The sequence below is a fragment of the Streptococcus sp. 263_SSPC genome (assembly GCF_001071995.1).
GTDB lineage: Bacteria > Bacillota > Bacilli > Lactobacillales > Aerococcaceae > Granulicatella.
The window spans coordinates 27801-41720 of sequence record NZ_JVNU01000033.1 but is presented as its reverse complement, the minus strand read 5'-3'; the positions used below and the strand labels follow the sequence as shown (position 1 = coordinate 41720).

Genomic DNA, 13920 nt, shown 5'->3' with positions numbered 1-13920 from the left:
ATCGACATGTACTTACCGTACATTCAATTAATAAAAGAAATGTTTCCTAACGCAAAAATTATCATTGATCCTTTTCACATCGTACAAGCCTTAAATAGAGAATTAAATCGAACTCGGGTACGTGTCATGAATACGCATCGTTATAAAGACCCTAAATTATATCGAAAGTTAAAACATTATTGGAAGTTAATTTTAAAGAATCCTAATGAACTTCAGAACTATAAATATAATCGTTATAAACTTTTTGAAAGCTTCATAACAAGCAAAGGAATCGTAGATTATATCTTAGAAAATAATCCATCTCTTAAAAATGATTATGAGGTTGTACATTCACTTCGTGAATGTATTCAGGACAGAGATTATATAGAATTCAAGGAAACGATTGAAGCAGCTACGCAATTATACCTATCTCCTGGTTTAAAAAGAGTATTAAAGACATTAATTACTTACTTGCCATATATTCAAAATACTTGTGAGTATCCAACTAGAACAAATGGCCCCATTGAAGGAATAAACAATAAAATAAAAGTACTCAAAAGGAATGCTTATGGCTTTAGAAACTATTACCATTTTAGGAACAGGATTATTTTAATAACAAAAATGTTTGGCCCAAAACAAAAAGGAATTAAGCAACAATTAGTTGCTTAATCCCTTCCTAAAATTCTTCATCAACACTATTTGACAAAGAGCCAAAAAAACTACGAATCCTCACTTGTTGAGAACTCGTAGTTTTTTTCTATAACTGAATTCTTTTTACTAACTGGTTAATTAACCATGCAACCAAGATACTAAATATTAACACTAGAATAGTGTAAACTACATCAATCTTTGTAGAACTTACTAAGTACTTAGCAAAGATAGACATAAACAATCCATGAATCATATATAACTCGAAGGATATTGTCCCTATGAAATTTAAGTATTTATTATCAAAGTTAAATTTCTTAATGAAAAGCATAAAATAGATCGTAAAAATAACATTATCTAAATTGGCAATTAAAGCATAACTGTAACTATCCGTGATATTTAATTTCGAAATTATGAAATCATATCGATGAGAGATAAAGAGCAGTATAGTAAAGAAAATTAATAAAGCAAAATAATACTTATTTATTAATGCATCAATTCTATTTTTATATTTAGCCCATAACAACCCCACTGCGAACGGCAAACTACTATTATACCACCAGAAACCATAATTCAACTTTATCGCTACAAAAATATAACCTAATATCAGTAGTAAATTCAAAAAAATAGCTAACTCTGATTTCTTAAACAATTTAAATGATACATAAAAGAACAAATACATCAATATGATTATATTAACGAACCATCCATTAATAATTATTGTACTGCCTTTTAAAAATAGATTTATAAAGTACTCAATATTAATCACTTGACCATTCGCAACTCTATATACTAGATATATCAAAGAAATAAAAATAAATGGAACTAAAATTCTGGACAATCTTTTATATAGAAATCCATTCATATAATTAGGCTTATGTTCATTCTGATAATAAAGACCATATCCTGATAAAAAGAAAAATATCGAAACAATATAAGTTCCCATATATGCAAAATTTGAAAATTCACTTCCAGTTGTAACCCATTGTGACAAATGATGGAATATGATTCCTAGGGCTAGAAAACCTTTTAATCCTAACGTAGTTTTCACACCTAAATAATCATCATTCATCGGTAGTAGGTAAATTAGCACTGCTATAAAAAATAAAATTATTATATCCATCCTATTACTCCTATGCCTACATCTATTATTAACGTATCCTTTTTTGAAGACTCTCTAATATATTTTCTAACAGTTGATATATAGAATATTAGAAATAGAGAAACGCCATAACCATACTTATGATTATGCCGTTACCGTAAATACGTTTCATCACTAACTTATAATTGTAGCTTTATTTCACTTCACATTGGTCACATGGAAGGTCTTCATCTAGTAAGGCGTCAAATTCTGCTTTATCTACTCCTGTTAAACGAACAATCCAGTTTTTCTCTTCTGCTAATTCGTTTAAGAATTCTGGATTGTCTTCTAATTCATCATGGAAAGCCACGACTGTTCCGCTTAGTGGAGCAAGTAATTCAGTTACTGCTTTTGCAGCTTCTACACTAATAATCGAATCTTCAGGAGTTACGGCTTCGGCCTTTAATAATTCCACAAAGCTCACATCTCCTAAGTCATCTTGACCCTTTGGTGAAAGGCCAATTACGTATTCTGAACCGTCTTGTTTAATCCATAATCCATTTTCACTATATTTCTTCATCTTATCTCTTCCATTTCTCTTCGTAAACTTCTTCTTTGAAGCCAAAAGTTGCTTCCCCATTATCTAACACAAGCGGACGTTTGATGAGCATCCCGTTACTTGCTAAAAGTTTTGCGGCTTCTTCATCACTCATCACTGGAAGTTTATCTTTAAGGCCAAGTGAGCGGTATAGTTCTCCACTCGTATTCGCCATTTTCTTCCACTCTAAGTTTTGAGCTTTTTTAATCTTCAATAATTCTTTGGCTGTTGGTGGAGTTTCACGAATGTCCTTTTGTTCAAAAGTCACATGATTTAACTCGAACCACTTTAACGCCTTTTTACAAGTCGTACATTTTGGGTGAATATAGACAATCATTTTCCATCCTCCTGACGTAAACGTAACATTGTCGCATCTTGGTGGTTGGCACCAAATGCTGAATCTTCATCTTCAAAAATCGTACTCTTGAAGTGATAACGCATTGACATAATAAGTCCAATCCCCATCATATTCCCAAGCAAGCTTGACCCCCCTTGAGAAATAAACGGTAACGGAATCCCCGTCAATGGTAATAGTCCAATCGTCATCCCGATATTTTCAACCACGTGGAATAAAATCATCATGATAACGCCGGTTGCGATATACGTATAAAACTCATTTTTCGTATCGAAGCAGACACGAATCATTTGATAAATCAAGATAAAGTAAACAGCAATTAGGAATGTACCACCTAAGAATCCAAAGTTTTCTCCGATTGTCGCAAAGATTAAGTCAGACTCACGAACGGGTACATATACATCAGAAACTCCGAATCCTTTACCAAGCATTTTCCCTGACCCAATCGCCTTCAAGCTTTGGAATAATTGGTATCCATTTCCGCCTTGATCGCCGTACGGATCTAACCATGAATCGATACGTGCGAATTGGTAATTTTTAAATCCAATGTTTAATAAGATTTGACGGTTATATACTACTAAGTAAATAAGGAGCGCACCAATTAATCCAACCACAATAATAATTGGAAGTAAGATTTTCCAGCTAATCCCTGACATAATCAGAACGCCACCCAAAATCATTAAGAATACAAGTGTTGTCCCTAAGTCATTTTGCAAAATAACGAGTACTAAGGCTGGCGCAGCCCATAAAATCAACTTCACGAATAATTGCCAGTCCGTATGTGTACTCTTATATTTCGTCTTCATATTATGCGAAGTCGCAACTTTAGCTAAAATCAAAATATAGAAAATCTTTACAACCTCGGAAGGCTGGAATGAGAAGGTCCCAAATCTGAACCAACTCTTCGCACCTGTGTCGGCAAATGTTGCTCGGTCATAGAAGAACAGAACGGCCAGTAACATGAGGAGTCCAAAAATATATCCCCAGGTTGTTAGTTTCCATAACTGCTCCGAGTCAAATTGCATAATCACAATGATTGCGACAACCCCCACTACGTACCAAACGACTTGCATCAGTACCATTCTTAAAGAGGTGTTTCCACTAATCAAATAAGTTGTTGAGAATAAAGTTGCAATACTAATAAATGCTAATAATAATACAGGAAGGATGACGCCATAATCGATTCGTGAATCTTTATCGTCATACATTAAGTTCTTCTTTTTCATCCGTTACTCCTTCAGTGTCTTGTTTTGGTTGTCTAAAGCGGTAAACAATCACGTTCAACACGCCCCCTAAAATCATTACATTGGCAATAAAATACAGCCAAATCATAAATACAATCAATGTTCCAAACGCTCCATTGGCCGTAAAATTGCGACCCGCGTAATGAATATAAATCGAGAATAATTGCGAAATCAATACAAATCCAATTGTCGTGAATAAGCCACCCGGAAAAGCATACAGGAATGACCATTTCACATTCGGAATTGAATAGTACATGAAACTCATGAGTAAAAAGACGGTTCCAAATAAGAGACCCCATTTTACAAATGAAAGATCTAAAATAATCGATGCTAAATTGAGCGAGAAGAATTCTGCGACTAATCGTAACACTTGCTCACCAAAGATGAAGACAATCGATACAGCAAATACGATTAAAATAGCTGCCATCGCAATGACAACGGCAAAGAATCGTTCAAAAATAAAATTTCTCCTCACCGGTGCGCCATATAAAACGTTTAACGAGCGCTGAATACTACTAAACATCTGAGACGCTGGCCAGAATAAAATCACCAAACCGATAGAAAGCGCGCCCCCATTGAAGTTTCCTAAGTAATTCCGAAGAATTGGGAATATGACTTCAGTAATATTGTCCGGTAAAATCGTTTCTAGTGTTTTAAAAATCACATCAATAGGAATTGGTAATAATGGAAGAATATTGGCAACCAGCATGACCATTGGAATGACAGATAATAACATATAGTACGCCATCGCTGCGGATTCAACGCCAATATTCACATGCATTAAATCTTCTTGAAAAATTTGCCAAAGCTTTGTTCCAAATTTTTTCAGTCGTTGCACGACCTTCCTCCCCTTTCCTTTAAACCCTAGACACAATACTCTTATTATATCTTATTTATTGTATCATAATTGCCTACTTTTTTCTTGTTGAAAGAAGTGATTTTTACCCTTTCTAAAAAATTAACGACTCCTCTGCATTACAAAAAAAATCTCAAGATTTACTTAAAAGTAAATCTTGAGATTCAGACATCAAAAAAGAGGATGCAAGCATCCCCTTTTCTAAAAGTTATTATTTACCTTCTGCTAATACGCGTTCTTGTTCAACAGCAGCTTGTCCTAAGATGTTTAAGTAGTTCCATGGACGGTCGAATACTGGTTGGAAGAAGAAGTCTACATAAGCTAAGTCTTCGATTGTCATTTTGTTTTGGATTGCTAATGACAATGTGTTTGCAGAAGCTGTACAGTCGTATTTAGACATTACTTGTCCACCTACGATACGGTTTGTACCTACTTCGTAAACTAATTTCATGTAGATTTTTTCGTATGTTGGCATGAATTCTGGGCGGTGGTTATCTACCACGTATACAGAACGTACATCTAATCCAAAGTGAGGTGCGCTACCTACGTTAACCCCAGTTGAACCAATGTTCCATCCGAATAAGTGTAATCCTGATGTTGATTGAGTTCCACGGTATTTCACTTTATGACCGTTGATGTTTTTACCTACTAATGAACCCATACGTACAGCGTTAGTTGCTAATGGAATGTATGCATGTCCTTCGTTAGGGTTGTAGTTAACAGCACAGCTGTCTCCTGCAGCATATACATCTTTAACAGATGTTTCCATGTAGTCGTTAACGATGATTGCACCGTTAGGCATAGTTTCTAATTGGTCTTTCACTAAGTCGTTGTTTGGACGGAAACCAACACATAAGATAACCATGTCAGCTTCGTATTCGCCACCTGAAGTTACAACTTTGTTTACAACGCCGTTTTCGCCTTCGAATGATTTAACCATTTCGTTTAAGCGAACTTGTACGCCACGTGCACGTAAGTCTTCTTCTAAGATGTCAGTGAATTCTGGGTCTAAGTATTTGTTTAAGATACGGTCTAAACCGTCTACTAATGTTACTTCTTTACCTTCTAATGCAAAAGCTTCAACTAATTCGATACCGATGTATCCACCACCCACAACAACGATTTTCTTCTTGTCGTTTTTCTTAGCAAAGATTTCTTTTGCTTGGTTGTAGTTTTTACATAATTGAACGTTTTCTAATTCACGTCCTGGAATTGGAGGAAGAATTGGCCATGATCCAGTTGTAAGTACTAATTTGTCAAATGAATCAGTCTTTTCTTCGCCTGTTTTTAAGTCTTTTACTGTTAATGTTTTACCAACAGTATCGATGCTTGTTACATCGTGTTCCATACGAACTGTAGCTCCTAATGAAGCTAACTCGTCTGGACTTGAATAAAATAGTCCTTGAGGGTCTTTAACCACGCCTCCTACGTATAAGGCAATCCCACAAGATAAGAATGAAATATTATCATTTCTTTCGTATACAACGACTTCCGTTCCTGGATTGTCATTTAAAATTGTTTTAACTGCAGCAGTACCCGCATGAGTACATCCAACTACTACAACTTTCATGTATTTTCCTCCTATAAACCTGTTTGTTTATTTTATGCTAGATAAGAATCATTATTATCTATACCCCTATATCGTACACATTACCAGACAAAAAAGCAAACGATATCATTTTAAAAAATGTTATTTTTTTATTGATATTTCAATATTTTTCAAGTGTACATAAGAGATGGCCATTTTCATCATTTTTTATTCTAAATGAGAACAGTTATCGTTTTTCGATAATGATAAAATTCGCATAATCATTCTTCCATTCTTCGTCTCCAGAAACTGGAATCACAATCTTCTTTTTAAACGCCAATGTATCGGCATCAAATTCTAAAAGAGTTCCCATTTCTGTAGTGGATGCATCTTTTGGAGTTGTGAGGACGACCACTTTATCAGCCGACGTTTGAACCTCTTGTACCACAACTCCATTCGTAGTAAATAATTTTGTAAATTCCGAGCTCGATACCTCTTTCTCCACGACAAGCTCTAGTTCACTCGTAAATTCAAGCATTTTCCCTTCTTTAGTAATCACGCGAAGCCTATCCTGGAAAACGTATGCTGTTAGAATTCTTTCAGAATCAATATTAAATTCTTTTACTTCTAGTGTAGAAGGATTCACACTTTTCAGACTAACCTTCTTTTCTTTTATGTTCTCTTTTTCCAAGCGACTTGTATGAGGGTTTCCGACTGTCATTACTTTTCCATTTACCAATAATAATTCTCGAAAATCAGAGTCTTCACTGATTAATGTAATTTCATTCGTTGCCTCATTAACGTATAAGAGTTCATATTTATCACTCACTAATTCATAACCCGTATAGAAGATTTTTGAATCCGTTTCTAACATCCCAGTAATTGCAACATTGATTTTAGGTGTTAGAACATCTTCACCCTTCTCATTTTTATAAAGAATATAGCCTCGATGAATACCATCTAAACCATCTTCCACACTGAATCCATAGATGTGTCCATTCTTCCCTTTTGTGACTTGTCTAACGGCTAGTTTAGAAGCGTCCCCGCTTGGAACCTTAATGGAATACTGACTAAATCCTTTCGATGTTTTAAAGACAATATTCTTACCTGGTCTACTTGAAAAACCATAAAACTGATCAGCATCTTGCATGAGTCGCGGAACATTAAATCCTTTACTTTTGTATGCTCGTTGTTTTTCTGTTTCATCTATAAAAACAATCTTATTTTGAACATTCATTTTCCCTTTCGTATGGGTAGAAAAGAATGTCACAGCATAGTCATACTCGGTTAGCTTTTCTGTTGGAGTTTGAAAAAACTGCTTTATAACAAAGTATGCAGAAACAACTATCACGACACTTAATAAGAGTAAGATTCGAATAAATTTTGGTTTCATAACAATCCCTCCAATCTATTTGAATCAATTATACAAGAATTTAAATATATTATCTATATATTATACTTATTTCCCTATAAAAAAACTCTACTACTGAAATCCAAATCGATTCCATGTAATAGAGTTTTTATGTTTGTTATTCGACTTAGTTTAGCTCTTCAAAGCGTTGTTTCATCGTCGGATTGTTCTTCACGAGCTTCTTCACGGTTAGGTCTTCTGCTTTATTATTGGCTAAACGCAAATTATTTTCAGAAGAAAGCAATGCGGCTTTTGTCTTCTCCAGACTCTTAATCGTCTTGTCGATTTCATCAATGGCCGATTGGAATTTCTTACTTGCAAGTTCATAATTACGCGCAAATCCTTTTTTGAAGGTCTCAAGGTCTTCTTCAAAGTGCGTAATATCGATATGTTGATCACGCATCAAGGCTAACTCTTGTTTATATTGCAGTGAATTTAAGGCTGCATTACGTAGCAAGGTAATAATTGGAATAAAGAACTGTGGACGTACCACATACATTTTCGGATATTGGTATGACACATCCACAATGCCTGTGTTATAGAGTTCATTGTCTGCTTCTAGGAGACTGACAAGAATCGCATATTCACATTGCTTCTCGTGACGGTCTTTATCCAACTCTTTAAAGAAGTGTTCGTTTTTCTTCTTCGTTGCTGTTTCGTCATTTTCGTTCTTCATTTCGAACATAATGGATAGAATTTCAATTCCATTTTCATCATATTCACGGTAGATATAGTCACCCTTACTTCCCGTTTTGGCATCATTATCTTTACCAAATTCTGCACGCGGAAACGCCGTCATACGAAGACGATTAAATTCGATTTCGCAATGTTGTTCTAGGCTTTCTCCCACCATCTTCGTTGATTGTTTTGCCTTAAAGTCTTTATAGAACGCAATGGCTTCATCTTTTGCCTTCAACTCTAATTCGAACTGATCTTTCTTCGAGCGTAATTCCAATTCGTATTTTTCTTTCAGGGCAGTTTGTTGTACTTCTTGTTCCTTTTGTTGCAGCTCTTTTTCTTGTTTGAGTTCAAGAATGGTACGTTCTTTTGCGTGTAAATCTTCTTGGAATTTTTGAGACAATTCTACTTCTTTGAATTGGAGTTGTTGTTTTAATTGATCCAATTCTGCTTGTAGCTCACTAAATTCTTTCTCTTTTTGATGGAGTGCTTCTTGCACATTCTTTTCTTCTTTAACATCCGCATTCTTCAATGCTAATTCAAGCGAAAGAATCTTCTGTTCAAAGCTGGCACGTTCCTCATCATACAGACGCTTTTCTTGCTCTTTTGCGAGTGCTTTTTCCGTCTCAAATTGTTTCTTCGCAAATTCCAACTGCTTATGAACATCCTCTGCAAATTCCTTATTGCGTACTTGACTCACAATATCTGCATACGAGTTCTCATCAATCGTAAAGACCGTTTGGCAATGTGGACATTTAATTTCGTTCATCGAACCCCTCCTTTTTATTTCTATTTCATTCTATCACAATATCGAATTTGAGCACAGACCCAAAACAGTTCATTACCATATATGGTAATGAACTATTTTTTGCATGCAAAAACTCTCCGCGAATCACTTTCACGGAGAGTCTCACTTTACATTGATTATCCAATAAAGGCTTTGATTTGTTCCACACTTTGTGATGAGTCACAAACCACACGCACTTCGCCGCCACGAGCAACTAATAAACCAGGTACTGTTGGCATATTGTATTTCGCACGGAAAGCTGCTAAAGCTTCGTTAGCTCTGTCTTCTGAATTGATGAAGTACATTTCTTTTCCTAATGCTTCACGCACTTCGTTAATTTTTGGAGCAAAGCGACGGCAGTATGGGCAAGTTGGACGCCCTACGAAAAGAACGACTTCCTTTCCTTCACCGATTAACGCTTCTACTTTCTCAGCTGTTGTTTCCACAAATTGGCTTACATCTTTTGCAAATTGTTCCATGATATCCCTCCGTTCATTTTCCTTCATTATGACAACGAAAAAAGAGTAGCGCAACAAATGTGCCTACTCTTTCTTATCTTTCGGATTGATTTCTTTATATTTTTTACGAATGTATAATAAGCGGCAAATAAACGCTCCTAACATCCCGACGGCAATACCGCCAATGACATTGTCAATAAGCATCCCAATTCCAAATCCGATTGCAATCCCAATCACCATGATAAGATTCAATACGGACATTTCTCTAATTCTGTCTTTTGGATCTTGTTCTCTCATCGCTACCTCCTACTCAACGACGTTAATATGACACATCTTCATGGCGCTTAACGCGTTATCGTGTGACGCTGGCGTTACCCCTGCACAGGCACTTGCAACGACATTCACTGGCACATTCACAAAATGCGCTTTAGCAAGCAGTGCATTACTAATCACACAAATATCTGTACAGATTCCAATGAGTGTAATACTTTCTAAATCTGGCACTTCTTTTTGAATGAGTTCCATTAATTTTTCTGAACCAAATGTTGGTTTTTCAACGCCTTTTGCATGACGACTCTCTAAGGCTTTTTGGATTTGTGGATTTAACTCCCATCCTTTAGACCCTCTCACGCAGTGCACGACTGGTAAGTGACGTCCTTCCTCTGTTTGAAGATAGTCTTCACTATGAGTATCTAGCGTATAAAATACCTTTCCATCGAAATTTTCGATCACCTCAACGGCATGGTCGATAATGGCTACGGCTTCTTTTGAGCCAAGCACTCCATCGACAAAATCATTTTGCATATCCACAACTACTAAAGCTTTCATGTTTTTCCTCCTATTTATGTAAAAATGCTTTACGGAAACTAAAATAATACAATCCAACGAGAATATATCCAATTCCTACAGCGATGATTGTTGCTGCCCCAAAGGATTGAAATAGCTGGTATGAAACCGTGACACCAATTCCAAAGAACAGCATGCTCGTAAAATAAAAGAGCACTTTCCAACGATCCTTAATCTGACCGCGTATCAATCGCCCAAGAACCACGCCAATATCCGTTAAATAACCGGTAAAGTGAGATGTTCGTACGATAATTCCATGGTAGTAAATGAACATTCCATTTTGTGTTCCGACGACAAACGAGAAGAAATATAACCATTTCTCATCGCGGACTCCAAACAGAAATAATAGAAGCATCATACTTCCGAACATCATTAATAATAATCCATATCGTTTAGTTGGTTCAAATTTTTTCTTCGAAAACAGGAATCCCGACAAGACGCCGCCACCAGAAAAACAGAGAATCATTCCTAGTAAATGGAGCATTGTGGACCATTCCTCTTCATTGAAGGCCAAAACAAATTGCGTAATATTCCCAGTAAAATGCGTTGTTGGCGTAAAAAATAGTAATAGCGTTACGACATTGACCATTCCTGCCAGCGTACTAAGAAGTGCAATCCAAATATCAAAATAAAAACGTTCTTGTCTCTCCATGAGCCCTACTTTCTAAGCCATAACCTATAATAAAGGATTCCCCAAATTGCGATATTCAATAGGAATGTCCACATAAAATAGTGTTTTCGCTTTTTATGGTTAAAAATCACTAACCCAAGAAGCCCACCAAAGCCTCCACCAAACAAACCAATCCCAAGAAGTGTTCTTTCTGGAACGCGCCACTTTTTCATGACGGCACAAAGCTTATCAAAGCCCATCAATACAAATAGCAGCCCATTCATTCCCAAAAAGTACAGTGGAATGACGTTATTCTTTAAGTCTTCCACTACTTGGCAAACCTTTCTTCGAGGTCGCTCACTTCAAAAATATAGTCTCCACCATCGACAAGACACGGAACTCCCACCATCCCCTGTTCTTTACGCGGAGTAAATACTTCTTCATTATCTCTTAATCTCAAGAATTCTTTTAAGTTTCTCATACTGGCTGTAATATCCACTTCACGTGCGGTTACGCCCAGTCTTTCCATTGCCGCTTTAAACGGTGCTGTATCTGGACATAAACTACTAAAATAGAGTGTTTTTTCGTTCATTTCATTGCTCCTTTACTACTTTCCAATCGTTTGTTGGAGGGCTTGTCTTGCTAATTGATCAGCACCCCTGTTTTCACTTTCAGGAATCCACTTTACAAATAATTGCGAGAAGCCTTTCAGTTTATTCTGGATTTCCTTTAAAACGATTCGATTTGCTTCTTTTTTCGTATATCTTTTCGAAATGGCATCAGCAGTCACCTTGGAATCAGTATGCATGAAGATCAATTCTTCCTGAAGCCCTTCCTCTAACAACCAGCCTAATGCCCAATTGATGGCTGTGAATTCTGCTAAATGATTATCCATTTTTTCTTCCACAGAGATTTTAAATGGCAATTGTTCCCCATCTTTTAGCACGAGGACTCCCAATCCTACGTCTCCTGGATTTCCATTCACGGCCGCGTCCGTAAAGACTTTAATCATTTTCGACTACGACCACATGCGTCGCCTGAACGCCATGTGTTCCTCTTGTAATTTCAAAAGTCACCTGTTGGCCTTCTTTCAACGACTTGAATCCCTCTTGTGCAATCCCTGTAAAATGCACAAAAATATCTTCATCCGTTTTTGTATTTTTGATAAATCCATACCCTTTTTCGTTGTTAAACCATTTTACAATTCCACTTTCCATGTGAACTCCCCCTTTAATGTACCTTTATTATACTGTGTTTTCTCTCATTACACCGAAACTATGCCTTCAATGTACGAATAAATGTCTCATCATTCTCGTACAAGCTTAATAATAAATTCTCTCGTTGCAGTTGCATCTCTAGCCACTCAGCTCCATCACTGAAATAACGGTCTATAAATGGACTAACGCGAAGAAAATCGGATTGCGCTTTTTGCAATAACAGTTCTTTCATCTCTTCTTCTAGAGCATTTTGCGTATCAATCAGTCGTTCAATTTCTACGAATACTGGATGATCATAGACCGAAACTATTTCTGATTTGTCGACTTCGACCACCTTTTCGCTAAACGCATCATAGTATCGAATCTTTGAAGTCTTCCCATCCGTTAACCAACATTCTATTAAGAACCCTTTCCAAAACAGTTGTGTCAAAGGGCTCATCAAAAACGATTCGATAACGGTCCATTTCAATGGTGTTTGCATCAACATCAAGGTTGTTGCGATATAGTCATTCTGTTCTTCGGTCAATGGCTCTTCTTTTTTCAAACGTTCACTTAATTGTTGTAGCTTCTCAACTTCTGCTTTCGTAAAACGATTCTTTTCCTTTTCGCATAGTAGTGTACACTCTAGAACCTTATCCATTCCAAGTGCTGCAATCACATTTTCGTGAACCAGCCAAGCCTCTACTTGTTTAAATTGCTCATTTTGAATCGCTACTTTTATTTTCCACATCCAGTAGCTAGATTCACTCGGCAGCTTTAATTGATCTTCTTCGATATAATACGTCAGGTCATCCCACCGATTCGCCTTCTCGAGCAATTGGAAAAACTCTTCAATCTCATCTATATACTCATTCTTCTGTACTTTTTCTTCAAAAGCATCGATGGCATTCTCCACAAACGTTTCGAATTCTTCTTCTGAAAGTACTTCTAGTTGTTTCTTTTCCTCGCTCATATACGTCTCCCCTGTCTTATACCTTTCCATTATACTTTAAAGGCGGGCAATTAGAAAGCACACAAATAAAAAAAGGCTCATGACAATTCGCCATGAACCTAACCTTTATTCTTCCTCTAGTGGTAGAAATTCTACAATATCTTTGAAATTAACAACCGTTCGCGATTCACAAATATCTTTCATGCAAGTATTGGATGCATTCCAGTCAATCACAACGATGGCACTATTCGCCAATAATTTATAGATAATCCCAATCATTTCTTGTTCTCTAAAAGTAAATCGAATGCGATTGCCGACTTCCGGACGAATCGATTCTTTTACTTGCAGAATAATTCGAACCCCTTCATCATAGGAGACCCCTAACAAATGCGCAATTCTCGATTTGCTCGTCCCTTTTCGAAGTTCTGTTTCCACAGTACTCTTGACATCTTTCGTGACACGTTTCGCCATTGCTTTCGCCTCTTTTCACGCCTGGCCAAAATCCTACACTACACACTTATCAAATTTATTATATCACAAATCGCTCCTTCTGTGGGCTAAATTTACTAATTTTCTGATTTAAAGGCTTTTCTTTTATGAAAAATTGACGCCTTTCATAAATAAAATTTGCTTTTCGGCGACTTTTTCAGGAGTTTTTGCTCATTCGTGAACATATATTTGTAAAACGCATAC

At 36.4% G+C, this 13920-nt stretch carries 19 protein-coding genes; 1 reads left to right on the top strand and 18 read right to left on the bottom strand.

Going from position 1 to position 13920, the window contains the following annotated elements; all coding sequences use genetic code 11:
• The coding region (locus tag ADH02_RS05515) for an ISL3 family transposase (RefSeq protein ID WP_048783262.1) at positions 1–648 on the top strand (648 nt) is incomplete at its 5' end.
• Positions 649–736: 88 nt separating this feature from the next.
• On the opposite strand, the gene ADH02_RS05510 is transcribed toward ADH02_RS05515, so the two are convergent.
• The 18 genes from ADH02_RS05510 to ADH02_RS05425 all read right to left on the bottom strand — a co-directional run bounded on the left by ADH02_RS05510 (position 737) and on the right by ADH02_RS05425 (position 13698).
• Positions 737–1750 carry an acyltransferase family protein gene (locus ADH02_RS05510; protein ID WP_048783246.1) on the bottom strand — a complete coding sequence of 338 codons (1014 nt, stop codon included), beginning with the start codon at positions 1748–1750 and terminating at the stop codon, positions 737–739.
• A 172-nt stretch (positions 1751–1922) separates the two neighbouring features.
• Entirely contained in the window at positions 1923–2288 is a 366-nt protein-coding gene (locus ADH02_RS05505) for a glycine cleavage system protein H (RefSeq protein ID WP_048783243.1), read from the bottom strand.
• A 1-nt stretch (position 2289) separates the two neighbouring features.
• Positions 2290–2643: an arsenate reductase family protein gene (locus ADH02_RS05500; protein WP_048783242.1), complete on the bottom strand. Its 354-nt coding sequence runs from the start codon at positions 2641–2643 to the stop codon at positions 2290–2292.
• Positions 2640–3887 (bottom strand): FtsW/RodA/SpoVE family cell cycle protein, encoded by a 1248-nt coding sequence (locus ADH02_RS05495; RefSeq protein WP_048783234.1) that lies wholly within the window; start codon positions 3885–3887, stop codon positions 2640–2642. Before ADH02_RS05495 ends, ADH02_RS05500 begins: the two co-directional genes overlap by 4 nt.
• Positions 3862–4743 (bottom strand): YihY/virulence factor BrkB family protein, encoded by an 882-nt coding sequence (locus tag ADH02_RS05490; protein ID WP_048783232.1) that lies wholly within the window; start codon positions 4741–4743, stop codon positions 3862–3864. The genes ADH02_RS05495 and ADH02_RS05490 overlap by 26 nt, the downstream gene beginning before the upstream one ends.
• Before the next feature lie 229 nt (positions 4744–4972).
• Positions 4973–6331: an FAD-dependent oxidoreductase gene (locus ADH02_RS05485; RefSeq protein WP_048783230.1), complete on the bottom strand. Its 1359-nt coding sequence runs from the start codon at positions 6329–6331 to the stop codon at positions 4973–4975.
• A gap of 205 nt (positions 6332–6536) precedes the next feature.
• The gene (locus tag ADH02_RS05480) at positions 6537–7682 is read right to left on the bottom strand and encodes a hypothetical protein (protein ID WP_048783228.1); all 1146 of its coding nucleotides are present in this window, start codon (positions 7680–7682) and stop codon (positions 6537–6539) included.
• A gap of 145 nt (positions 7683–7827) precedes the next feature.
• Positions 7828–9147, bottom strand: a complete 1320-nt coding sequence (locus ADH02_RS05475; RefSeq protein WP_048783226.1) for a DUF2130 domain-containing protein — start codon at positions 9145–9147, stop codon at positions 7828–7830.
• A 155-nt stretch (positions 9148–9302) separates the two neighbouring features.
• Positions 9303–9644 (bottom strand): thioredoxin domain-containing protein, encoded by a 342-nt coding sequence (locus ADH02_RS05470; RefSeq protein ID WP_048710993.1) that lies wholly within the window; start codon positions 9642–9644, stop codon positions 9303–9305.
• A 63-nt stretch (positions 9645–9707) separates the two neighbouring features.
• Positions 9708–9920, bottom strand: coding sequence for a hypothetical protein (locus ADH02_RS05465; protein WP_048783224.1), 213 nt, complete (start codon positions 9918–9920; stop codon positions 9708–9710).
• 9 nt (positions 9921–9929) lie between these two features.
• Positions 9930–10451, bottom strand: a complete 522-nt coding sequence (locus tag ADH02_RS05460) for a cysteine hydrolase family protein (protein WP_048783222.1) — start codon at positions 10449–10451, stop codon at positions 9930–9932.
• Between the two features lie 10 nt (positions 10452–10461).
• Complete coding sequence (locus tag ADH02_RS05455; RefSeq protein ID WP_048783220.1) at positions 10462–11121, bottom strand: YoaK family protein; 660 nt, start codon at positions 11119–11121, stop codon at positions 10462–10464.
• Positions 11122–11126: 5 nt separating this feature from the next.
• Positions 11127–11363: a DUF1294 domain-containing protein gene (locus ADH02_RS05450; RefSeq protein ID WP_048783260.1), complete on the bottom strand. Its 237-nt coding sequence runs from the start codon at positions 11361–11363 to the stop codon at positions 11127–11129.
• Positions 11364–11407: 44 nt separating this feature from the next.
• Complete coding sequence (locus tag ADH02_RS05445) at positions 11408–11671, bottom strand: glutaredoxin (RefSeq protein WP_048783218.1); 264 nt, start codon at positions 11669–11671, stop codon at positions 11408–11410.
• A gap of 15 nt (positions 11672–11686) precedes the next feature.
• Positions 11687–12091, bottom strand: a complete 405-nt coding sequence (locus ADH02_RS05440; protein ID WP_048783217.1) for a ribonuclease HI family protein — start codon at positions 12089–12091, stop codon at positions 11687–11689.
• On the bottom strand, positions 12084–12296 hold the full coding sequence (locus ADH02_RS05435) for a cold-shock protein (protein ID WP_048783214.1): 213 nt from the start codon (positions 12294–12296) through the stop codon (positions 12084–12086). Before ADH02_RS05435 ends, ADH02_RS05440 begins: the two co-directional genes overlap by 8 nt.
• A gap of 58 nt (positions 12297–12354) precedes the next feature.
• The gene (locus tag ADH02_RS05430) at positions 12355–13248 is read right to left on the bottom strand and encodes a hypothetical protein (RefSeq protein WP_048783213.1); all 894 of its coding nucleotides are present in this window, start codon (positions 13246–13248) and stop codon (positions 12355–12357) included.
• A 105-nt stretch (positions 13249–13353) separates the two neighbouring features.
• Positions 13354–13698 (bottom strand): hypothetical protein, encoded by a 345-nt coding sequence (locus ADH02_RS05425; protein WP_048783211.1) that lies wholly within the window; start codon positions 13696–13698, stop codon positions 13354–13356.
• Between the last annotated feature and the right edge of the window lie 222 nt (positions 13699–13920).

What these genes read in the sequence shown, in the direction of transcription:
- ADH02_RS05510 (WP_048783246.1), bottom strand. Translation starts at nt 1,750, where the DNA reads ATGGATATAATAATTTTATTTTTTATAGCAGTGCTAATTTACCTACTA.
- ADH02_RS05505 (WP_048783243.1), bottom strand. Translation starts at nt 2,288, where the DNA reads ATGAAGAAATATAGTGAAAATGGATTATGGATTAAACAAGACGGTTCA.
- ADH02_RS05500 (WP_048783242.1), bottom strand. Translation starts at nt 2,643, where the DNA reads ATGATTGTCTATATTCACCCAAAATGTACGACTTGTAAAAAGGCGTTA.
- ADH02_RS05495 (WP_048783234.1), bottom strand. Translation starts at nt 3,887, where the DNA reads ATGAAAAAGAAGAACTTAATGTATGACGATAAAGATTCACGAATCGAT.
- ADH02_RS05485 (WP_048783230.1), bottom strand. Translation starts at nt 6,331, where the DNA reads ATGAAAGTTGTAGTAGTTGGATGTACTCATGCGGGTACTGCTGCAGTT.
- ADH02_RS05480 (WP_048783228.1), bottom strand. Translation starts at nt 7,682, where the DNA reads ATGAAACCAAAATTTATTCGAATCTTACTCTTATTAAGTGTCGTGATA.
- ADH02_RS05475 (WP_048783226.1), bottom strand. Translation starts at nt 9,147, where the DNA reads ATGAACGAAATTAAATGTCCACATTGCCAAACGGTCTTTACGATTGAT.
- ADH02_RS05470 (WP_048710993.1), bottom strand. Translation starts at nt 9,644, where the DNA reads ATGGAACAATTTGCAAAAGATGTAAGCCAATTTGTGGAAACAACAGCT.
- ADH02_RS05465 (WP_048783224.1), bottom strand. Translation starts at nt 9,920, where the DNA reads ATGAGAGAACAAGATCCAAAAGACAGAATTAGAGAAATGTCCGTATTG.
- ADH02_RS05460 (WP_048783222.1), bottom strand. Translation starts at nt 10,451, where the DNA reads ATGAAAGCTTTAGTAGTTGTGGATATGCAAAATGATTTTGTCGATGGA.
- ADH02_RS05455 (WP_048783220.1), bottom strand. Translation starts at nt 11,121, where the DNA reads ATGGAGAGACAAGAACGTTTTTATTTTGATATTTGGATTGCACTTCTT.
- ADH02_RS05450 (WP_048783260.1), bottom strand. Translation starts at nt 11,363, where the DNA reads ATGAATGGGCTGCTATTTGTATTGATGGGCTTTGATAAGCTTTGTGCC.
- ADH02_RS05445 (WP_048783218.1), bottom strand. Translation starts at nt 11,671, where the DNA reads ATGAACGAAAAAACACTCTATTTTAGTAGTTTATGTCCAGATACAGCA.
- ADH02_RS05440 (WP_048783217.1), bottom strand. Translation starts at nt 12,091, where the DNA reads ATGATTAAAGTCTTTACGGACGCGGCCGTGAATGGAAATCCAGGAGAC.
- ADH02_RS05435 (WP_048783214.1), bottom strand. Translation starts at nt 12,296, where the DNA reads ATGGAAAGTGGAATTGTAAAATGGTTTAACAACGAAAAAGGGTATGGA.
- ADH02_RS05430 (WP_048783213.1), bottom strand. Translation starts at nt 13,248, where the DNA reads ATGAGCGAGGAAAAGAAACAACTAGAAGTACTTTCAGAAGAAGAATTC.
- ADH02_RS05425 (WP_048783211.1), bottom strand. Translation starts at nt 13,698, where the DNA reads ATGGCGAAACGTGTCACGAAAGATGTCAAGAGTACTGTGGAAACAGAA.